Here is a 21,337-nt window from a genome sequence, read left to right as displayed (position 1 = left end):
GGGCGCAATGGATCCATCCGTTGCGCCCGTTCTGTTTTGGCACACTCCGGCAGCGCACCCTCCTGCCTACACTTCCTTGGGATAACCGACGATTGGAGAACGCGACCATGCCCGATGGCGGCGGAGACACGAAGCTGAGGCAGTTGACTGCCGCGTTGCAAGGGCACGGAATCGAGGTGGATGATTCTCCCCGGCGGCTCTCCGAGTACTCCTACGATGCCTCCAACTACCGCATCCGGCCCGCCGCCGTTGCCTTCCCGGCGACTGTCGAGGACGTGCGGGCAGTCCTGCGGGCATGCTCGGCATTGGGCGTCCCCGTCACTGCCCGCGGCGGCGGCACCTCGATGGCGGGCAACGCCATCGGCAACTCCTTGGTGATCGACCTCTCCCGTCGCATGACGTCGGTGGGAAGGCTCGACGCCGGCCGTGCGGCGGTGTGGGCGGACGCGGGCGTTGTGCTGGGGGAGTTGCGCTCATACGTTGAGAAGGCCACCCACGGGGTGCTGACTTTCGCGCCGGACCCCTCCTCAATGACGCGGGCCACGATCGGAGGTTCGATCGGCAATGATGCCTGCGGAAACCACTCCGTGGCCTACGGCCGCATGACCCATCACGTCCAGGTACTGGAACTCGTCACTGCCGACGGCGCCCACCTCCACGCTGGGCGGGACTTCCTGCGGGCGGTGGATGAAACGGACCTGCACTCCGTTACCCGGGCCATCCAACTGCTGCAGGGCCTGAAGGAGTTGGCACAGGCAAACCTGGCTCCACTCCGCATGGAGCTGCAATCCATACCCCGGCAGGTTTCCGGATACCACCTGGGACATCTGCTGCCGGAACACGGTCTTAATGTTGCCGCCGCCCTCGCAGGCAGCGAAGGTACATGCGCCGTTGTGGTGCGGGCCAAGGTGGGCCTGGTCCCGAGGCCGCGCACCACCGCCCTGTTGTGCCTTGGATACGCGAACACCATTGAATCGGCACGCGATGTGGTCACCATCCTGGCCGCGAACCCCAGCGCGATCGAAGGCCTCGATGCCTCAATCGTGGACATCATGCGCCACCGGCGCGGCGCCGCCAGCGTAGATTCCCTGCCGCAGGGCAAGGCCTTCCTCATGGTCGAGTTTTCCGCCGATACGCTGGAGCAGGCAGCGTCCGATTGTGAACGCCTGCTGCAGAAACTCGGCGACGCCGGCCGGGTGGTTGACCATGCCGTCGTCACGGAACCCGGAGAACGCGCAAAGCTGTGGCGGGTGCGCGAGGACGGTGCCGGGCTATCATCACGGAGGATCGACGGGGTCCAGACCTGGCCGGGCTGGGAAGATTCCGCTGTGGCACCGGAGCGGCTGGCAGACTACCTCTCGGAATTGCTGCCTTTGGTGGAGAGGTACGGCTACACCGCTTTCATGTACGGCCACTTCGGCGCGGGCTGTGTCCACATGCGCCTGGATTACGATTTCCGCAGTGACGCGGGGCGGCAGGCCTTCGCCGACTTCACCCGCGAAGCGGCCAGGCTGGTGGTAGCCCATGGCGGTTCCCTGTCCGGGGAACACGGTGACGGGCGGGCGCGCAGCGAACTGCTTGAGGTGATGTACTCCCGCGGGATGCTGGGCATCTTCAAGGCATTCAAGCACCTGTGGGATCCTGCGGGGATCCTCAACCCGGCGATCATCGTGGACCCGCAGCCTTTCGCTGCGTCGCTTGCTCTGGAAGGTGTACCCCAGCCTGCCGCCGACCACCGTGAGCTGCACGCGGTCCCGCGTGCCGCCGTCGTACCTTCCTCCGACAACCGAAGCTTGCTCCCGGTGGTGGATCCCTTCGTTGGCAATACCCATGCCTGCATCGGGGTGGGCCGCTGCAGGGCGACAACCGGCGGGTTCATGTGCCCCAGTTACCGGGCCACCAAGGACGAGAAGGACTCCACACGCGGCAGGGCAAGGGTCCTGCAGGAACTGACGCGGACCAAGGGAACCAGCCACAACGGCTGGTCGAGCCCGGAAGTCCGGGAGGCCCTGGACCTCTGCCTGTCCTGCAAAGCCTGTTCCGCGGACTGTCCCACGGGCGTGGACATTGCAGAGGCCAAGTCGCAGTTGGTGGATGAGCACTACCGCGGCAGGATCCGCCCGTTCACGCATTACTCAATCGGCTGGCTGCCCCGATGGCTGCCGCTGTTGACCAGGGTCTCCGCACTGGCGAACCTCGGCACCCGGATCCGGCCGTTCCGGTTCGTGGGGGAGTTGCTGGGCGTCAGTGCACGACGGCGGCTCCCGGACTTCGCGCAGTCCAGCAGTATCCGCCGGCGGGTGCTGGAAGCCGGCTTCGCCGGCGACGCCGATGTCCTCCTGTTCATCGACAGCTTCACCCGCGCCTTCCGGCCCGAGGTAATTCCGGCAGCGGCGCGGGTGCTTCGCGCTTCCGGCAGCTCTGTGGGATGTGCACCGGACGCCTGTTGCGGGCTGACGTGGATCTCTACCGGGCAGCGTGATGGTGCACGACGGCGGCTGGCCCGGTTGATCGGCAAGCTCGATGACGGCACGGAGCGGGACATTGTCGTCCTCGAGCCCAGCTGTGCGGCGACTATCCGCGACGAAGGTCCTAAGCTGGTGGGCGGTGCTGCCGCAGCACGCGTGGCCGCACGGGTGCGCTCTTTCTCCGTGGCGATCGATGAGGCCATCAAAAGCGGGTGGAAGCCGGCTACGACGCCGCCGGAAACGGCCGTGTTGCAAACCCATTGCCACGAGCACGCCGTGTTTGGTTCGGGCGCCCAGAAGCGCGTCCTGGAAGCTTGGGGGGTGTCGAATCTCGTGGAGTCGTCCTCATGCTGCGGGGTGGCCGGCAACTTCGGCTTCGAGGCTGAACATTTCGATATGTCGATGAAGGTTGCCGGGCATTCGGTCATACCGGCCTTGGCCAAGGGCGATGCTGATGCGCTTGTCCTTACAGATGGGTTCAGTTGTGCCATGCAGGTCACGCAGGTTGACCCGGAGCGCTCCAGCGTGCATCTGGCGCTCGCGCTGGATCCTGGTTCGGCGGACGGGGTGGCGTAGGTGGAGTACTTCGGAATATTCCTGATCCTGTTGGCGGCCGGGCTGAGCCTGCTTGGGCGACGTTCAACCAGGGCTGCCCGTCAGCCTCGTCCCACGGCCACCTGGCGCGTCATCCCTGCTGTTCCGCCGGATGTGGCCGCCTTCCTGGTGGCCCTGGCCGGAATCTTCATCTTTGCCACGAGCACCAACATGCGGTGAATCGCGGCTGTGTGTTCGACAGGCCGGCCGGGCGAACAGGATCCAATACCTGTTCCTTGATCTCGTTGCTACGGTGAGAGGGTGGACCTCTACCTGCAGAACCGCGTCATACTAGTGATCGGCGGGCACGGCTTGATCGGGAGCGCCATAGTGCAGCAGTTGCGGGCGGAAGGGGCCATAGTTGTTCCTGCGTCGAGGAATGCGCAGGACGGGATCGTCCTCGACGCCGCCGATGACGAGTCGGTGCAAAGCGGCTTCGCACACGTCCGCCGGACTCACGGCCGCCTGGACGGGCTGGTTGTCACTGCGGCGCCGAGTGCACGAACCCTAGATGCGTCAAAGAACGCTGAACCGCAGCAGGTGCAGCAGGCATTCGAGGCGAAAGTGCTTACTTTCCTGCGTGCTGCCAATGCAGCACTTCCAATCATGCAAGAACAACGCTACGGACGAATTCTTGGCATTAGTGGTCAAAATGCCTTTCTGACTGGCAACGTCGCTGGCTCGATTCGCAATGCCGGCCTTATCATCGCGGCAAAAAACCTTGCCGACTCGCTCGTTGGTACCGGTATCACGGTTAACACCGTCAGCCCGGGAAAAGTCGTGGAAACTCCGTCCCAGACCACTGAGCGCGGAGCGAGCGGGCAATGCCGACCCAGCGATGTGGCGGGTCTTGCTGCATTCCTTCTGTCGCCGGTCAGTGAAGCGATTTCCGGTGAGTCCATCGCAATCGGACATCGCGTACGGGGCGTGACAAACCTATGATCCGCTGCTCAGTCCGATATGGCTGGGTTTCGCTGATACGAATACCCACCGCTGAGTAGGTTGCAGAGCTGGCAGCGCGGCGAGGAACCTCCTCCACAGAAACCAGCGTGCCCCAGGGCCTGGATATGAGGGTTGGGCTTCCCCTGCTGGCGTAAGAAGCTCGTCGGCGATCTTTTTTCTATAAAGGGGCTGCTTTTTGGCGTGATCTTTGCTACATTTGCTTCCTAACGTTAGTTAGCTCCTTCTAACGTTTCAGTACTAGGGCGCAGTGACGCGCAGGAGGAAGGGCTCTCATGGCTGGAAGGCTTGAAGGCAAAGTTGTTGGAATCACCGGTGGGGCCAGTGGTATGGGTCTTGCTTTTGGTGAGGCGTTCGCTCGTGAAGGTGCGAAGGTTTTGATCGTTGATTTGAATGAGGACGCCGCGAAGAAGGCTGTTGAGGGCATCGTTGATGCCGGCGGTTCGGCGGCCTACGCTGTCGCGGATGTCGTTAACCGCGCTCAGGTTGCGGCAGCCGTTCAGAGGGCTGTTTCCGAATTCGGTCGCCTTGATGTGTGGTTCAACAATGCGGGCTTTAACGCTCCGATGCAGTTCCTCGACATCACGGAGGAGAACTTCCGGAAGGTGATGGACATTAACACTCTGGGCATTCTGCTTGGCACCCAGGAGGCTGCCAAGCAGATGATCGGCCAGGGCCAGGGCGGGAAGGTCATTAACACGTCCTCGATTGCGGGCAGGGAAGGTTTCCCTACGTTCGCGCCGTACAGTGCGTCAAAGGCGGCGGTGATATCGCTGACCCAGTCCGGCGCGAAGGCCCTGGCGAAGCACGAAATCACCGTGAACGCGTTCGCCCCGGGCGTCGTTGCAACACCATTGTGGGACAAACTCGACGAGGACCTGTACGCGATCGGGGACATCGAAAAGCGTGGCACTGCTTTGAATGAGTTCGAAAAGGGAATCATCCGGGGCCGAAAGGCGTACCCGAAGGACATCGTTGGCACTGCCTTGTTCTTGGCGTCGGACGATTCCGATTACATGACGGCCCAGTGCATCATGATCGACGGCGGAATGACGCTGGTCTAGGGGAAACTGCTTATGAAGCTCGGCACTGTCCGGTACGGCGAGCAGAGCCGTGCGTTCCGGCAAGACGGTGACAGGACTTTCTACTACGACGTCCAGGATGTCGGCAGCCTGTTGAATATCCCTGACTGGGAGCGGCTTCCCGCACAGGAGGGCGAAGTACCGGCGCCCGATGATCTGCTTGCTCCTGTCACCCGACCGGGAAAAACCATCTGCGTGGGCCTGAACTATTACGACCATGCGGCGGAGGTTGGCAAACCGGCGCCGGAAGTACCCACCCTTTTCAGCAAGGTGTCCACAGCGTTGACCGGGCCCCGGCACGAGATCCGGCTGCCAGGCCTGAGCACCGAGGTCGACTGGGAGGCTGAACTGGCCGTGGTCATCGGTCAGCGGACCCACCAGGCCAACGAGCAACAGGCGCGTGACGCCGTCGCCGGCTACACAGTTCTCAATGACATCAGCATCAGGGACTGGCAACGCCGCACGTCGGAATGGTTCCAGGGCAAGAACTTCGACAAATCTACACCCGTGGGACCGGTAATGGTCACAGCCGACGAAATCGGCCCGGAAACCGGCCTGCGGGTCGAGACCCTGGTCAACGACACAGTAGAGCAGTCTGGCACCACATCAGACCTCATCTTCAGCGTCACCGAGCTCGTGCTCTACATCAGCCAGTTCCTGACCCTGGAACCGGGAGACATCATCGCGACCGGAACCCCCGGAGGTGTCGGATTTGTCCGGAAGCCACCGCGCTTCCTCCAGTCCGGCGATGTCCTTCGCACATGCATCGAAGGCATCGGCGACCTGCACAACACCATACGCCTTGGAAGCGATCAATCAGCGGCGCCGGCCGCACAGCACATCCGAGCAACCTGAACAGCCCGCCTGCAGCGGACACCATGAAAGGAAACAACAATGACCGAGCAGCGTACGGAGTACAAGCGCCCCAGCGTGACCAAGGCAGACGCTCTGCCATACCTCGACCAGGACCAGACCTCACAGGCCCGCCGCTTCGCCGGCGTCACACCCCGGAACACCGAGGTCGAGCACCTTTGGTTTGGCAAGGTCTACACCGCAGTGGGTGAGGCATCAGACCCCCACCACCACGGCATTGCTGAAACAGGCGGATACGTTCTGCAGGGCAGCGCCTTCCTCCGCTTCGGCGAACGATTCGAGGAAATCGTCTACGCCGACGAAGGAGACTTCATCTTCGTACCCCCGCACATGCCCCACATCGAAGGCAACGCAAGCCGCACCAAGGAATTGATCTGGCTCACAACCCGCCAGCCGGACAACATCGTGGTCAACCTCCAGAACCAGGAGATCGCCGCTATCGACATCGACTACCGCGACTAACCCTCTCACTGGGCACCCCTCAACGCACCACCCACCCCCGGCCCGGCCTCGCAAAGCCGGCCGGGGGTGCACTGCGTTCAGCCCGAGGTAGGCATCGGGGGCGAAAGGGAAGCAGCGCGGTGCCACGCCCCTCGGCACTCCGAAGCCGGGGACACCCCACCAACTATGAGAAATGAGACAAATTGATCCAGCACGTAGTCGCTTTCCGCCTAAGCGCGGAAGACACGGAAGGTAAGCGCCGGCAATCGAACTTGGCCCAAGCCGAACTCCGAAAACTGGATAGCCGCCAGATCCCCGGCCTGCTCGACCTTCAGGTTCGACCCGACCTTGGCAAGGACAGTACGCACTGGGACCTGGTCCTCGTGTCCCACCACGAATCAGAAACCGCCCTCGCCGAGTACATGGCCCACCCACTACACATCGCGGTAGCCAAGGAAGTAGCCACCCACGTCACCGAAAAAGCCATTATCGATTCAGCGCTTTGAGCCCAAAATTACCGGGCCGTGCGCCGACGATTTTGAACTGCTCCGCTCAGGCTGGACTGTAGATACAGTTTCTGACATGAGGGGAGCAGTTTTGTGTTGACGGGGAGTTGGTTGTCTGAGGAGCATCGCGGGGGCGTCGTTTGAGCGCGGCTGCAGGTCTACACCGGCGGCCACAATGCCCGGTGTGAGCACGAATTGCCAAGCGCGTTACATGACCGGTGGAGAGCGTGCGGTTCCACATGTCGTCGACGTAGCACATCAAGAAGTGTCCAAGGGTACCCGCAGCGAAAGCGAAGACGGGCGGCGCCCCGGCCGATAGGTCGACCAAAGGCACTCAGGTAGCGCCGTAGGCGGAGTCGGAACTGCAGACGTTGCGCAATGAGAACGGGCGACTGCGGACAGCCGCTTGGTCTGGTCTGCGAGGCCCGGCGGAAGAAGCGCCAGCAGCTGAACCGAAAGTTCCGACGCCACAGCTCCGAACGAAAAGCGGGCCACGGGGGGAGACCGAGTTCCACGTCGGCGACCGGAAGCTTTACCTCTCACCCGTCGTGTAAACCTCTTCGACCGGCAGATGAATTCCTAAACCGTTGGTACGTCGCCGAACCTTCGCTCACCAACAGTCCGCTGCCCGAGGCCGTGGCGACGATTGGGGGACGGGCTGAAACTCTAGAGCTCCGGTTTCTCACCACCGGCGCATCGGAAACAGAACTGTACGAGTACATCCACTCGTTGCAACACAGGGAGGGTCGCGACAAAGCGCAAGGGCCTGAGCCTGGTGCAATACTGGCTCAGGCCCTTGCGGCGCAGGCTCTATCTGGCCGGTTCCAACTTTCGGAATCGTTCAGACACCTGACATGTCCGGGGTAGGCGCCAGCTGTCGCTGGTTCCGAGCTAGGTGGTGCTGGTTAGAAGGTGCGCATCCAGAGTGGCTCTGGAGGTGCGTATGGCGGCATCTGCGACGCGGTCCGCTTCATCGGGGTTCCCAATCCAGTGGCTCCAGGAGTGGACCCCATCGAGGGTCGTGATAACGATCGCTACAGCGAGGTCGATGTCGCCTTGGTATCCCATGTCCAGCGCGGCTCCCTTGAACAGGGCGGCGTTCAGGTCAACGAGATGGTTGATGTCCTGGCGTGTTTCGTCGGGGAGGAACTGGGTTATCCGGTCGGTTGACAGTATCAGGTCGAACATGTCGTTTTCGGGGTCCTGCAGCTGTCGGCGAACATGGTGATCGACCAGTGTGGTCCAGAAATCCGATGCATCCGTGGTGGTTTCGACGGCTTCGATGGTCCCTTTGGCAAATTGATAGAAGTGCCAGCGGAGGGCTGCATTTACTACTTCTTCCCGGCCGCCGGGGAAGTGGCTGTAGAGGCTTCCGGCCTTCATGTTGACGTGCCTGGCCAGGCCGCGCATGGTCACTGCTGCGTAGCCCTCAGTGGTGACGATGCGCAGGAATGCGTCCAGGATGAGCCGCTTCCCGTCGGTCAGCTTTGACCAGTCGAAGGTGGCGATCTCCTTCCGCAGAACGTCAAGGGCCTGCACGCGCTGCGCTGTCTCTGGCATGTCACTCCTGGATCTGTGTCATTGATGGTTCTCGTTCGTGCCGTGCCCCCGGTGGGACCGTCTTCCCATCGTAAGTCCAATGCATGAGGCTGCGACGTTTGCTGCGGCTGGGTAAGAGTGTCAAGTGGCCGGAAATGTCTGAGGGGGCGTCCAGTAGGCGCCCCCTCAGACCATAGTGGGTTAGGACATGTCTGGCTCGGCTGTTTCCTGCCGGCCCAAGCCTGCATAGATCTGCGGCTTGGCGGACCGAACGTATGCGGCGAACAGGATACCGAGCAGGAGGCTTGCGCCCAGGACATACAGAAGCCCAAGGTTTTGGCCTGGTTCACCACCGACGACGAGTTCGAAGCGCATGATGGCGAACACCACAACAGCCGTGAGCGCAACCGCGGACACGATAGGGGCGATGAACACCTTCCAGTTGTTTTCGCTGGCCGGCACTCCCTTACGGAAGAAGAAGACCGCGACCGCGAGGCTCACCAAAGCCATGAGTACGAGAACGCCCGTGGAACCAAGACCGGCCATCTGACCGTAGAACTGCCCGGGGTCCGCGCCTGAGATGACAACCGAAAGCAGGGCCAGGGCGATCACGACGGACACCGTGACAGACGCCTTGTACGGGGAGTGATGGCTCTTGTGGACCCTGGAAAGGTAGGACGGCAGCGCACGGTCAGAGCCGATGTTGAACAGGTAGCGGGCGATGACGTTGTGGGTCGAAATCAGGGCAGCGACGCAGGAGGATGCCACCAGGACCAACGAGACGTTGGAGAAACCGGGCACAACGAACCGGTCGAGGGCGTCGTTGAACATGCCTGCCGGGTTGTTCGTGGCGGTTTCCACGGCGGAGGAGCCGTAGGCGCTGACCAAGGCATAGCAGGACAGGCAGTACAGCAGACCGACGAAGATCACCGCCAGATAGGTGGCCCGGGGAACGGTCTTGTTGGGGTCCTTGACCTCGTCCCGGTAAAGAGCGGTCGCTTCAAATCCGATGAACGTCAGGAACGCGAAGAGCAAGGCCACGCCAACCTCGCCTTGGGAGAAGAATTCCACGGCGTTGAAGGGTGCGGCAGACAGTCCTTCGGCTCCTCCCTTCGAGAGGGTAGCGACGTTGAAGGTCATAACGATCACGACTTCCAGGACCATGACCACGCTCAGTACTTTCGCGGAGAGCTCGATATGGAAGTACCCGAGGACACCGACGAGTGCCAGAGCGGCGAACGACCATACCCACCATGGGGTTTCCGGTCCGCCGAAGCTCTGGATCAGCGCCGCCGTGGTGATGCCGGTAAATGAGTACAGTCCCGTGATGATCATGGAGTACGAGACGATAGCCAGGTAGGCGCCGCCCAGGCCGACGATCTTTCCCAGGCCCATGGTGACGTAGGCGTAGAAGGCGCCCGGGCGGGGGATGTGCTTGGTCATGGTCGTGAATCCGACCGCGAAGATGGTCAGGGCGACTGTGGCGGTCAGGAACGCAATGGGCGACGTCGTCCCGGCGAAAAGGACCGTGAAGGCGATAAAGCCTGAGACGGTGACGATCGGGGCGGAGAATGCGAGCACGCTCAGGACGAGCGAGGTCGTGCCCAGATCGCCCGAGAGCCGGTCTTTAGTCTCAGTGATTGCGGCGCTTGGAGCCGTGGGAGGGGTTGTATTCCTCATTTTTGTTTGCCTCTTTTTGATGCGAATCAATATATAGGACCTGGCGCCGCCCCCAGCTGGCTACCAGTACAGAGATGGGACCGTGAGGGATCCCGCCTGTGCGGGCCGCCCACGTAGTGAGCGGCCCGCACAGGAGTCAGGAGCGAACGCGCGCGATGGCGCCGATCTCGATCAACGCGCCTTCTCCACCAAGGTCAGCGACCCCGAAGCCCGTCCAGGACGGGTAGGGAGCGGGGAAGAAGCGGGACTTGACCGGCAGGAACCACTCGTTGGTCGCTGCCATTCCGCCCTTGTGAAAGGTCTGCAGCTGCACGATGTCCCGCAGCGTGGCCCCGGCCTCGGCGAGGATACGTTCTACTGCAAGGATTGCCAGCTCTGCCTGGCGGGCGCCGTCGGCCGGGATGGTGCCGGTTTCGTCGATTCCAAGTTGACCGGAGACGAAAATGAGAGATCCGCTGCGCACGCCGGGGGCGAGGCCGTATGTCTCACCGACTTCCTCCATACCTTCGGGGATGAGGTACGTAAAGTCAGTGGTGCCGGTCGGTGTCGTTGATTCTCGTGTTGTCATCAGACTGCTCCTGCCGTGAGTGCTTTATGGGTGGCCAAGATGCTGTGTGCCGCTGCTTCCCCGGCCCGGACGGCGCCTTCCATATAACCGGTCCACATCGAGGCCGCTTCGGTGCCGGCGAACCGCAAGGGTCCCACCGGTGCGTTCAATGCATCCCCGATCTTGCTCAGCAGACCCGGCGGCATCACCGTGACCGGTGCGCCCATCGTGTACGGCACACTGGGCCAATCAGTCTCGTGGTAGCCCAGCACGTCGGCCGCTTCAGGGCCGAGGACGGCCACGAGGGAATCAAGCACGGCCTTCCTGCGGGCGTCCGCTCCGAGAGCGAACCAGGCGTCGTAGTCCTTGCCGCCGATGAATGCAACGATGGTTGCCCAGTCGTCCCCGGGGCGAGTGACGTCCAGTGAGAGATAGCCCAGGTCCAGATCGAAGACTTCGCCAGAAAGTCCTGCATCACGCCAGAACGGCCGGCTGTACCGGACCTGAACTTTCGATTCCCGGCCCATGGGAGCCCGTGCCTGAAGCTGGCGGCGGGCAAGAGGCAGTTCAGGGGAGAACCGGATTACATTGGCAGCCGAGGGAGGGACAGCAATTGTTGCTGCCGGCGCGGTGAAACGCCCCTTCGAGGACTCCACGACCACAGAGTCCTGCGTGTAGGACACGGAATTGACCGGGGCGTCGGTGACCACGGTGATACCCGGGAGTTCAGCAATGCGCTGGGAGATCTGCTGGGAACCGCCGAGCCAAAGAGCATCGTTGGCGGTTACCTGCAGCGCACGTATGCCCTCGCATTTGGCAACGTACTGAGCCCAAAACAGCATGGACATCTCGGTGGTATCAGCACCAACAATGATGTTCAGGTCTGTCCTGACAATACGGCGCGCCACAGGGTCTGGGACGTTCTGCTCAAGCCACGATTCAACCGTCATCGCGTCCAACGCCACATGCTCGGCGTTGTCCCACGGACCTTCGGCGCCTACGAGTTCGGCCAACTCATCAAAAAGCCCGTTGACCCTCGTCAACTCAGCGTCCAGCGCGGTTGAACCTGCCACAGAATCGGGGTAGCCGCCATCAGGTGCCCGAACGACTTGGCCCTCGGCCCGGTACGTCATGCTGCCCGACGGGCGGGCCGGAACCCACGAAAGGCCAAGAGTCTCCCCAAGGAGACGGGACCGGTCATGCGTCGTGCCGATCAGCATGCCGCCGAGATCCAACGGACCACCAGGCGTGTCCGGGTCCGAGTGCGTCCGACCGCCGACGCGGTCTTTAGCCTCCAGCACAGTGACCAACAGTCCCTCCTGCGCCAAGGTGAAAGCGGCAGCCATTCCCGACAGGCCGCCGCCCACGACAATGGCATCGGCGTGGTGGCCGACCTCGTTAATAGTGGATGACATTGTGAAGTTCTTCCTGCTTGTAGGGTCCGACCCAGCCACAGCCCAGCTGTTACGGTGTCGGGGTCCTAGTGATGTACGTAACGAGAGTGAGTGAGCTAACTAACGTTAGGCAGCAATCTAGCAAGAAAGAAGGTCGCTGTATAGAGGTTCCTCAGAGTGTTTTTTGGGCACGCGCGCCGACGGGGCGTGGGCTGCTAATGCGAAGATAGCCGGCACCGCCCAGAGTTCTTGCGCTGGGCTCATGAAGTGGTGGGTCATCTTCCCCGCATTCTTATCCGCACATCCGTATTTTTCGTGGTCTGTGCACTGGTTTTTTGGCGCGGCATTGGTTGGCTTGTTTCGGGACCGTGAACAAAAAGGGGAGCAATGTACTCTGTTCATGGATTGCCTGCCCACCCAGCTAATTCATAGGTTGGCTTGCAGGTATTAGTGCCGCGGCAAGCTTCTTTATAGTCCGCAGGGCAAACCCTCTACCCGTTCTCAGAAGCGTACTGGCCAGCACCGCTGACGTGGTCGGCTTTTGGCCAATAACCCTCCAACCGTTGGGCGCAAGAACCTACCGTCGTGATGCCGTGCACGGCATCACGGAAGCCCTCACTGTCAGGTCAGATCAACCAAGAGTACTGGTCGGGCATAGCCAAGGGTCGGTCCTGGCAGCCTGGGCTGTCGCGAATCAAGCTGCCGCCTTTGAGAAAGGAAACCGGCCTGCACTCGTCACCTGTGGTACGCCGCTCGGCTCGCTCTACTTCAAGTTCTTCCCGCATCGAGTAGTCACCGGGAGCGATGGCTGGGCTAATTTTTGGCGATCCACCGATCCCATCGCAACACCCCTGGCCGGGCCGGACGAAGATCCGGCGGCCGCGGAGCGGCGGAACACCGAAATCAGGGACCCTCCTGAAGCCGGGGAACACGTGTACGGGCACAGTGACTATTGGATCGCGGACAAGCAGTTGTCGTGGACTACGAACTATCTCAACCCCGCCTTGACGACTAGCAGCCAAACCTGGAGACCAATGACTCCTTCGTCAACCCTAAGGCTCAGCCGAGGCAATCAGGGCAGCACTGATACTAGGCAGAAACATGAGTTGGAGTTCCAACATACCCATTTCCAAGGCTTGTATGACGCCGATAACCGGCCCTCCGTCATGCTGCGGCGCTGCTATTCTCCGGTTGGGGTGCGATCCAGGCTGACGATGCTCGGGGCGACCTAGATGGAGGCGGCCGGCTTAGGACGGGTGGATCGAACATGGGAGATAGGGTTGTCCTTGCCGGCAGTTTTTTACTGATCACGTTGTTGCCACAACGTGATCCGCGAACGATCGTTCGCTAATATGGAGAGCTGACGACAAGGTTTGAGGTAGAAATGAAAGCCACTTCGCGCGCACAGGCCAACGCTGCTGTCCGCGAGTTTTTGTCCCGTCGCGATTGGTCGACCCAGACGCCAGCAAGGCAGAGGATCCTTGCGGCATTCCTGAGGTTAGCCACCACGAACGGCTACAACGCCGTGTCCATGCGTACTCTGAGCGGCGAGTTGGATCTTAGGCCGTCCAGCTTGTATTCGAGTTTCCCCGGTGGGAAGGCTGAGATCATCGCCGAGGCGCTGAGTTGGTTTACGCATAGGTTCGGGCAAGATCTGCTCGCCGCGGCGGAAGAGACGGCAAATGCGGAGGAGTACTGGGCGGCCCTTGTCCGCTTCCACCTCTCGCAGCAACTGCAGCGGCCGGAAGCTGATCTCTGGGACCTCCTTGTTGCAACGGATCGAGTCGGGCAATTCCTCGGCGATGAGACGCGTGAAGAAGTTGCCACCTGGTTGCGCCTGCACGAGGACATGTTTGCTGCAGCGGCCGAAGAAATGGGATTTTCCCTCTCCAGTCAGAACACCTACATGATTCTGACTCTGTTGGACGGTGCAGGCCGTTGGGCTAACTGGGATGGAAGCCCGGAATCGCTGGAAAAACTGCTGGCGAATGCGGTTGCAGTGAGCCGGTCAATCCTCGCGACACAAAGTCCCATCCCCGTCTAAGCCTCAGGCGGCACGCATGACACGCGTGGTTTGGTCCCTGATACAACGCCCTCAGTTGAGGGCGTTTTTCTTTTAAGCCCTTGTGTAACGAACACTCGTTCGCCTAGGGTCTTCCCTAAGGTCCGAAGATGTACCTGCAGGAGTCTCGACCTCACCGAATACCTTTTGTCATTCGATAGGGAAACCAATGAGCCAACACACCAGCGCCGAACGTGACGAGTCGGCCCTCACCACTGCAACCGGAACGCAAAACGGGCTTCGCGGCCAGCTCGGAGTCGGGAGCATCCTGTTCTCCGTTGTCGCCTGGGCGGCGCCGCTCCTGGTTGTTGTGGGCCTTATGCCGTCAATGATCGCCTACGGGGGCAGCGGCATTATTGCCGCACTCGCAGCAGCCACGATCATCCTCCTGTTGTTCTCCGTGGGATACACAGCAGTCACCAGATATGTGGAACGCCCCGGAGCCTTCTACGCCTACATCACTGCCGGGTTGGGAAAGGACGTAGGCCTTGGTGGCGCCTTCCTCGCCATGGCCGGTTACCTGGTGCTTCTTCTCTCCACATGGGCAGCGTTCGGCGTGTATGGGCGCCAGCTCGTCGTCGACACATTTCACGGGCCGGACTTGCCGTGGTACCTCTACGGGCTACTTGGCGCTGTCCTTACCGGAGTAGCTGCGTACCGGAAGATCGAATTCTCGGCAAAGACGCTCGGCGTTGCCCTGATCTTGGAAGTCGTACTCGTCCTCGTGTTCAACCTCAGGGTCTTTGTAGACGGAGGTCCCGACGGTCCGCCGCTGAATGCCTTGGCCTGGGAAGCCGCAAGTACCGGCAATTTCGGCTTGGTGCTGTTGTTCGCGATGCTGTGCTTCGGCGGGTTCGAGTCCTCGGCCATCTACCGCGAGGAAGCAAAAGACCCCAACAAGACGATCCCCAGGGCCACTTACGTTGCCGTTATCCTGATTGGGCTGTTCTACATAGTGGCAGCATGGGCAATGCTGACTGCCCTGGGCCCGCAGGGCGTCGCGGACGCCCGCGCCGGCGGCGCCGTGGCCTCCATGTTCGGCGACCTAGCCGCCTCCTATGTCGGCAGCGTGGTTCCGGGCATCATCAATGTTCTCGTGATCTCCTCGACGTTCGCATGCCTGCTTGCCCAGCACAACGCCGTGGCCCGCTACGCATACTCACTGGGCAAGGATGGCGCCTTGCCGCCCATACTTGGAGTTGCACACGCCCGGCACCATTCCCCGTTTGTTGCGTCCCTCATTGTCAGCGCCCTCGAAGTCGCAGCAGTCATTGCCATTGCGGCAGGTACGGCCTTCGAGGCTACGGGCGCGGTCGCTTTTACGGTTTACATCCGCCTGAACGGACTTGGAGCGATCGTCGTCGTAGCGCTGCTGGTCCTCGTTTCGGTAGCGGTGCTCATCTACTTCAGACGGCACATCGTGCCAGGCCGCGGTGCATGGAAGACAAGGGTAGCCCCGCTGCTGGCCTTGGGCAGCCTGACCTTGGTGCTCGTGCTCAGCTTTCTGAACGTTGACGCACTCATCGGCGCAGGACCGCTAGCCTCCCTGTCCTTCACCCTCTTCATCCCCTTGGTCTGGGTGGGTGGAATTGTGTACGCGCGCTGGCTGAAGAAGTCGAAGCCGGGGGTCTACGAAAAAATCGGCCGCCAGTAGGCGGATTTGCCACGACCTATTACATGACTACTGAAAAGGACACCAACATGACACAACGCCTCTCCGACAAGATCGCTGTCATCAGCGGCGGAGCCAGCGGCATGGGCGTCAGCCACACCCGCCGGATGATTCAAGAGGGGGCCCGTGTTATCTCCTTCGACCTCAACGAGGGTTCCGGCCCGCAGCTCGTGGAGGAATTGGGTGAAGACAATTTGCTCTTCCTTCGCGGGGACGTACGGCAAGCCGCGGATTGGGATCGGGTGGTGGCTGCCGGCCGGCAGCATTTCGGCACTCCAAACGTGCTGGTCAACAACGCGGGCATCTCTCCACTGCAAACCTTGGAAAAGGTGACCGAGGAAGAGTACCGGCATGTCATGGATATCAACCAGGTGGGCACCTTCCTGGGAATGCGGGCGCTAATTCCATCACTGCGGGAAGCTGGCGGATCCATCATCAACATCGCCTCGACGGCCGGGCTGGTGGCGTTTGCCGATTTGTTCCCTTACGTCGCCTCGAAATGGGCCGTGCGGGGGATGACGAAGGCCGCAGCGCTCGAACTGGCACGAGATGGCATCCGGGTTAACGCAGTGTGCCCCGGAGACACGGACACCCCGATGATCCGCGCGATTGCCGATACACCCTCGGGGGCTCTCCCGCCTGCCGACAACCTGCCCTTCAAAAGGTGGGCGCAGCCGGAGGAGATCAGTTCCGCCGTCGTATTCCTTGCCTCGGATGAATCGTCCTACATGAGCGGCAGCGAACTTGTCATTGACGGTGCCTACACCGCGCAGTAGCACCCCAATGAACAGAAAGGAGAAAAACATGGATCGAGTCAGAGGCAAGATCGCGATCGTTAGCGGTGCCGGAAGCGGAATGGGCGTAGAGCACGTCCGCGCCTTGGTGCGCGAGGGAGCAAGAGTGGTGGGCTTTGATATCACGGAAGGAGAGGGGCCCAACCTTGTTGACGAGTTGGGCGGCGACCGCTTTCAGTTCCTTCCTAACCGCAGTGTCGCCTCAACATCAGACTGGGCCGAAGTGGTACGCCACTGTCATTTCACTTTCGGGGCGCCCACGGTCCTGGTCAATAACGCCGGCATTTTTCGATCGACGCGGGCCGAAAGCGCCACCGAGCAGACCTATCGTTCTGTCATTGACGTGAACCAAGTGGGTCCGTTCCTGGGCATGCAAAGTGTCATCGCAGCAATGAGGTTCGCAGGCGGTGGCTCCATCGTGAACATCTGTTCTACTTCCGGTCTCGTCGCCTTCGAGGACAACTTCGCCTACGTGGCTTCGAAATGGGCGGTGCGGGGGATGACAAAGGCCGCGGCACTTGAGCTAGCCGCGGACGGCATCCGTGTAAACGCTGTCTGCCCAGGTGAGACCGAGACGCCCATGCTGCTCAACAGCGCCGAACCCGGCACCTCATTGCCGCCGGAGAGCTTCCCCTTCGGCAGGTGGGCCCGCCCCGAAGAGATCGCCTCCGCCGTGCTGTTCCTCGCCTCAGACGAGTCCTCGTACATGAGTGGCAGCGAATTGGTAGTGGACGGGGCCTATACCGCGGCCTAGGCCTATTCAGCGAGCCTCCCCGCCCCGTCGCTGACGGGGCGGGCGGAGGGTAAATAGCGTCCGCTGAAGCCTTGGAAGGGCACGGTGGCCGTGGAGTGGGAGACCTCTCTTCAAATAGTCAATTCGGGTCTGGCACCTGGGGACTGGCAGGAGTAGCTTCGTTGCAACTGATGGAGACCGGCTCGAAACTTTAGATTGGCCGTGCGAACCGTCGGTGTAAAACGCAAAGGAGCCTGCGATGGCAGGATGGAACGCTGATACAGCAGCGGGGCCATTAGGCGGGACAGTCACGCTGGTCGAAGGATCCAACTTTTGCATTTCCTCAACCAACGGAGACATCCTTCCCGAATACCCGCACGGAGTTTTCTATGAGGACATGCGCATCCTCTCGCGCTGGAATCTGAAGGTGAACGAGCAGTCGCTGGAGCCGCTGGCGGCAGAAACCAAGGAGCCCTACCGAGCGCTTTTCGCGGGCCGCGTGCCACGCATTGACGGGCAGGCGGACAGCCCGCTGATCGTAGAACGACTGCGGGAAGTCGGCGCCGGCATCTTGGAGCAGATCACCATTCGGAACCACTCGGGGCAATCCGTCGAGTGCGTGGTCGCACTGATCGTCGGATCTGATTTTGCGGATCTCTTCGAAGTCAAAGAGGCGAGGGTGCAACGTCGCTGGGCTGAAACCCGCGAACTGGACGGGCACTCGTTGATCATCCATGCAGCGTGGCAGGACGTCGTTAAGGCTGTAGTCATTCACGCTGACGAAGCAACAGTCGAGGCTGAAGCCTTAACTTTTAGAGTGAGCATCCCGCGGCACGGCCACTGGACGACGCAGGTGAGCGTGGTCCCGGGAACGGACAGTGCGGGCAGTGTCTCGCTCTTTGAGCATCCGGACGAGGGCGGGTCCCCACGCGATCGCCGTCGGCTGGAGTGGGTGGCCAAGATACCAGTGCTGCAAATGGGAAATCGCTCGATCGAGCGGACTCTTCGACGCAGCTACGACGACCTCGGCGCTTTGCGGATCGAGGATCCGCAACATCCGGACCGGGTGGTGGTGGCTGCCGGGGCGCCCTGGTTCATGACCCTGTTCGGACGGGACTCGCTGTGGGCATCGACAATGGCACTCCCGGTAGATCCGTCTCTGGCCCTTGGTACATTGCAGACCTTGGCGCAGCGTCAGGGTACGGTGGTAGACCAGATGACCGAGGAGGAGCCGGGCAAGATCCTGCATGAGGTCAGGCTGGACGTATCCAGCGGGTTAGCCTTGGGCGGGAAATCGGTTTACTACGGCAGCGTGGATGCCACGCCGTTGTTCCTCATGGTGCTGGGCGAAGTGAGCCGCTGGGGGTTTGCCAAGGAGAGCATCGCCGCGCTCCAGCCCCACGCGGACCGAGCCAGGTCCTGGATTCAGGACTACGGCGACAAAGACGGAGACGGCTTCGTCGAGTATGCACGCCTCAACGATCGAGGGTTGATCAACCAGGGCTGGAAGGACTCCTGGGATGGGATTAACTTCGCTGATGGAACCCTTGCCGAGCCGCCCATTGCGCTCTGTGAGGTGCAGGGCTACGTATATGGCGCTCTTCTGGCCTCAGCGTGGATGGCCCATGATGCTGGCGACTCGGCTAAGGCGGCCGAGTTGCGGGAGCGGGCGGCCCGCCTGAAGCGGCAGTTCAACGAACAGTTCTGGTTGCCGGACAAAGGCTACTATGCCGTAGCACTGGACAAAGACAAGCGGCCCGTCGATGCCTGCGCTTCCAACATGGGCCACTGCCTGACGACCGGCATTGTTGGTGGCGACAAGGCGCCGCTGGTGGTGGAGCGGTTGATGTCCCCCGAGATGTTCAGCGGTTGGGGCATACGTACACTGGCTTCCGATATGGACGCCTACAACCCTGCCAGTTATCACAACGGTTCTGTCTGGCCTCATGACAACGCCATTATCCAAGTGGGCCTCATGCGCTACGGCTTTGTCGCCGAGGCGCAGCGAGTCTCCACAGCGTTGTTGGAGGCCGCAGAGTTTTCGGAGGGGCGACTGCCCGAACTGTTCTGCGGCTTCAGCCGGGAGCAGTTCGCTACGCCCGTGCCCTACCCGACTGCGTGCTCGCCTCAGGCCTGGGCAGCTACGACACCCATCATGCTGGTGACAACTCTGATGCGCTACGACCCGGACGTTTCCCAAGGGGGAGTTTGGATGGATCCTGTGCTCCCGGAATCCTATGGCAACCTGCACATCAGCAACGCGCCGATGGGCGCTGGCCCGATCACCATCGACATTTCCGGGTCCGACGTATCCATCCAGGGATTACCCGAAGGAATGGCTTTCCACCGGGGCTATCTGCCGTGGGTCGGCGACCTGATGGAACAAGACAGGCCCCAAACCGAGAAGTAGCGGCAGCCCGTCCGGGCACAACGCCCGGGGGTGCAGCCGCAAGCGCAGCTGCACCCGAGGGCTATGCCCGCATGGCCGGGTCGGGCGGGCATAGGATCTGAAACTGAGTCAGCTGGCCAGTTGGCGCTCGAAACCTGCAATGTTGGCGAATTCGGCGGCATCAAGGCTCGCGCCCCCGACTAGGACGCCGTCGACGTCGGTCTCGTTCAGGATGGATGCGGCGTTGCTGGCCTTGACCGAGCCACCGTAGAGGAGCCTGGTCTTGGCGGCGGCATCTGCATCGAACAGATTGCTGAGTTCGGTGCGGATCGCGGCGCACATCTCCTGTGCGTCTTCGGGCCCGGCGACTTCCCCGGTGCCGATGGCCCACACGGGCTCGTACGCAACGACGAGCCCTGCGGCCTCGCCGGATGTGAGTCCCTCGACGCCGGCGCGCAGCTGGCTGAGGGTGTGCTGGACGTGAGTGCGGGCCTGGCGGATGTCCAGGCCTTCACCTACGCAGAGTACCGGGGTGAGTGTGTGGCGGTAGGCGGTCTTGACCTTGGCGTTGAGGGTTTCGTCGGTTTCGCTGTGGATGGTGCGGCGTTCGCTGTGACCTACGAGAACGTATTTGCAGCCGAGTTTGGCCAGGAACTGGCCGCTGATGTCGCCGGTGTAGGCGCCTGAGTCGAACTGGGACAGGTCCTGGCCGCCGGAGACGAGGTCCAAACCGTCATCCTGGATTAGGGTCTGCACCGCACTAAGGGTAGTGAAGGGCGGGAAGACAGCGACTTCCACACGGCCATAGTCGTGCTTTGCCTCGGACAGAGTCTCAGCGAGATGTTCCAGCAGACTGGTTCCCTGGATATGGTCCATGTTCATCTTCCAGTTGCCGGCGATCAAGGGCGTCCGGTCAAAGGCGCTGTTGGCGGGCGTGCTCATGTGTTCCTCCGTATTGCTTGTTGTGAATGGCGCATGTTCTTTCGCTTCAGCCGCGTGGGTTGCTGGCCGAAATGCGTGCCCCTGCGAGCCATGTCGTCGGCAGGTTATTGCTTCCGGGGGCTGTTCGATTGTTTGCCTGGCTTGCAGCCGAGTGCCGTCCTGATTGTGCAGCAAATGCCGGGTGCCCATGCCATGGCTTCGGATCCACAGGATGTCCGATTTCTCGGTTTTGGTCTCGATCCTCGCCGTGTAGGTGTATCCGCTGGGTTCGGTGACTTCCACCAGGTCGCCCGGCTGGAGTGAGGTCCAGTCCTCGGGAGCCGGAACGCTGGTGTCACCGCTCTCCCTCTGCCTGGTTGAGCGCGTCATTTGGGCGTTTCTCCCGGTGCAGAGGAGGCCGTGCACGTCCGTGCTTTGGCCAGGGCGCCCTCAACGTCGGCCAGCAGTTCCTTCCAGCTGGCAACGAACTTGTCGAGGCCTTCGGATTCCAGCACGGCCACAACGTCGTTGTAGGAGACGCCGAGCGCCTCCAGGGCATTGAGCGTGTCGTTTGCCTCAGCGTAAGTGCCGGTGACGGTGTCGCCGGTGACCACGCCGTGGTCGAAGGTGGCGTCCAGGGTCTTTTCCGGCATGGTGTTCACGACGCCGGGGGCAACGAGTT

General features: G+C 61.6%; 18 protein-coding genes. 12 read left to right on the top strand and 6 right to left on the bottom strand.

Features of this window, described 5'->3' with window-relative positions; translation table 11 throughout:
• Positions 1-107: 107 nt before the first annotated feature.
• The 7 genes from AC5RUM_RS12170 to AC5RUM_RS12140 all read left to right on the top strand — a co-directional run bounded on the left by AC5RUM_RS12170 (position 108) and on the right by AC5RUM_RS12140 (position 6,924).
• Positions 108-3,044 (top strand): FAD-binding and (Fe-S)-binding domain-containing protein, encoded by a 2,937-nt coding sequence (locus tag AC5RUM_RS12170; RefSeq protein ID WP_494035336.1) that lies wholly within the window; start codon positions 108-110, stop codon positions 3,042-3,044.
• Complete coding sequence (locus AC5RUM_RS12165) at positions 3,045-3,242, top strand: hypothetical protein (RefSeq protein WP_494035169.1); 198 nt, start codon at positions 3,045-3,047, stop codon at positions 3,240-3,242. It abuts the gene before it with no gap.
• 81 nt (positions 3,243-3,323) lie between these two features.
• A complete protein-coding gene (locus tag AC5RUM_RS12160; protein WP_494035168.1) occupies positions 3,324-4,004 on the top strand; it encodes an SDR family NAD(P)-dependent oxidoreductase in 681 nt (226 codons plus the stop codon).
• 293 nt (positions 4,005-4,297) lie between these two features.
• Complete coding sequence (locus AC5RUM_RS12155) at positions 4,298-5,086, top strand: SDR family NAD(P)-dependent oxidoreductase (RefSeq protein WP_494035167.1); 789 nt, start codon at positions 4,298-4,300, stop codon at positions 5,084-5,086.
• Between the two features lie 12 nt (positions 5,087-5,098).
• Entirely contained in the window at positions 5,099-5,959 is an 861-nt protein-coding gene (locus tag AC5RUM_RS12150) for a fumarylacetoacetate hydrolase family protein (RefSeq protein WP_494035166.1), read from the top strand.
• Between the two features lie 39 nt (positions 5,960-5,998).
• A complete protein-coding gene (locus tag AC5RUM_RS12145) occupies positions 5,999-6,439 on the top strand; it encodes a cupin domain-containing protein (RefSeq protein ID WP_494035165.1) in 441 nt (146 codons plus the stop codon).
• A 182-nt stretch (positions 6,440-6,621) separates the two neighbouring features.
• Positions 6,622-6,924 (top strand): Dabb family protein, encoded by a 303-nt coding sequence (locus AC5RUM_RS12140; protein WP_494035164.1) that lies wholly within the window; start codon positions 6,622-6,624, stop codon positions 6,922-6,924.
• 891 nt (positions 6,925-7,815) lie between these two features.
• On the opposite strand, the gene AC5RUM_RS12135 is transcribed toward AC5RUM_RS12140, so the two are convergent.
• From AC5RUM_RS12135 to AC5RUM_RS12120, 4 genes are all read right to left on the bottom strand, one after another.
• Positions 7,816-8,484 (bottom strand): TetR/AcrR family transcriptional regulator, encoded by a 669-nt coding sequence (locus tag AC5RUM_RS12135; protein ID WP_494035163.1) that lies wholly within the window; start codon positions 8,482-8,484, stop codon positions 7,816-7,818.
• Positions 8,485-8,664: 180 nt separating this feature from the next.
• Complete coding sequence (locus tag AC5RUM_RS12130) at positions 8,665-10,143, bottom strand: APC family permease (RefSeq protein ID WP_494035162.1); 1,479 nt, start codon at positions 10,141-10,143, stop codon at positions 8,665-8,667.
• Positions 10,144-10,279: 136 nt separating this feature from the next.
• A complete protein-coding gene (locus AC5RUM_RS12125; protein ID WP_487444144.1) occupies positions 10,280-10,711 on the bottom strand; it encodes a Rid family hydrolase in 432 nt (143 codons plus the stop codon).
• The gene (locus AC5RUM_RS12120) at positions 10,711-12,105 is read right to left on the bottom strand and encodes a flavin monoamine oxidase family protein (protein ID WP_494035161.1); all 1,395 of its coding nucleotides are present in this window, start codon (positions 12,103-12,105) and stop codon (positions 10,711-10,713) included. The genes AC5RUM_RS12125 and AC5RUM_RS12120 overlap by 1 nt, the downstream gene beginning before the upstream one ends.
• 1,363 nt (positions 12,106-13,468) lie before the next feature.
• Here AC5RUM_RS12120 and AC5RUM_RS12115 point away from each other — a divergent pair.
• The 5 genes from AC5RUM_RS12115 to AC5RUM_RS12095 all read left to right on the top strand — a co-directional run bounded on the left by AC5RUM_RS12115 (position 13,469) and on the right by AC5RUM_RS12095 (position 19,755).
• A complete protein-coding gene (locus AC5RUM_RS12115; protein WP_494035160.1) occupies positions 13,469-14,128 on the top strand; it encodes a TetR/AcrR family transcriptional regulator in 660 nt (219 codons plus the stop codon).
• Between the two features lie 187 nt (positions 14,129-14,315).
• Entirely contained in the window at positions 14,316-15,800 is a 1,485-nt protein-coding gene (locus AC5RUM_RS12110) for an APC family permease (protein ID WP_494035159.1), read from the top strand.
• A 47-nt stretch (positions 15,801-15,847) separates the two neighbouring features.
• Positions 15,848-16,594, top strand: coding sequence for a glucose 1-dehydrogenase (locus tag AC5RUM_RS12105; RefSeq protein WP_494035158.1), 747 nt, complete (start codon positions 15,848-15,850; stop codon positions 16,592-16,594).
• Positions 16,595-16,622: 28 nt separating this feature from the next.
• On the top strand, positions 16,623-17,366 hold the full coding sequence (locus tag AC5RUM_RS12100; protein ID WP_487444149.1) for an SDR family NAD(P)-dependent oxidoreductase: 744 nt from the start codon (positions 16,623-16,625) through the stop codon (positions 17,364-17,366).
• Between the two features lie 238 nt (positions 17,367-17,604).
• Entirely contained in the window at positions 17,605-19,755 is a 2,151-nt protein-coding gene (locus tag AC5RUM_RS12095; protein WP_494035157.1) for an amylo-alpha-1,6-glucosidase, read from the top strand.
• 108 nt (positions 19,756-19,863) lie between these two features.
• Here the strand turns inward: AC5RUM_RS12095 and tpiA are convergent, their stop codons facing one another.
• Together tpiA and AC5RUM_RS12085 are read right to left on the bottom strand one after the other, a co-directional pair.
• Positions 19,864-20,676 (bottom strand): triose-phosphate isomerase, encoded by an 813-nt coding sequence (tpiA, locus tag AC5RUM_RS12090; protein WP_494035156.1) that lies wholly within the window; start codon positions 20,674-20,676, stop codon positions 19,864-19,866.
• A gap of 365 nt (positions 20,677-21,041) precedes the next feature.
• Positions 21,042-21,337, bottom strand: a 296-nt coding sequence (locus AC5RUM_RS12085) for a transaldolase family protein (protein ID WP_494035155.1), incomplete at its 5' end; no start/stop codon positions are given.

This window comes from Arthrobacter sp. B2060, from assembly GCF_059090445.1.
The sequence above is the reverse complement of the archived record's forward strand: the minus strand, read 5'-3'. Positions and strand labels throughout refer to the sequence as shown.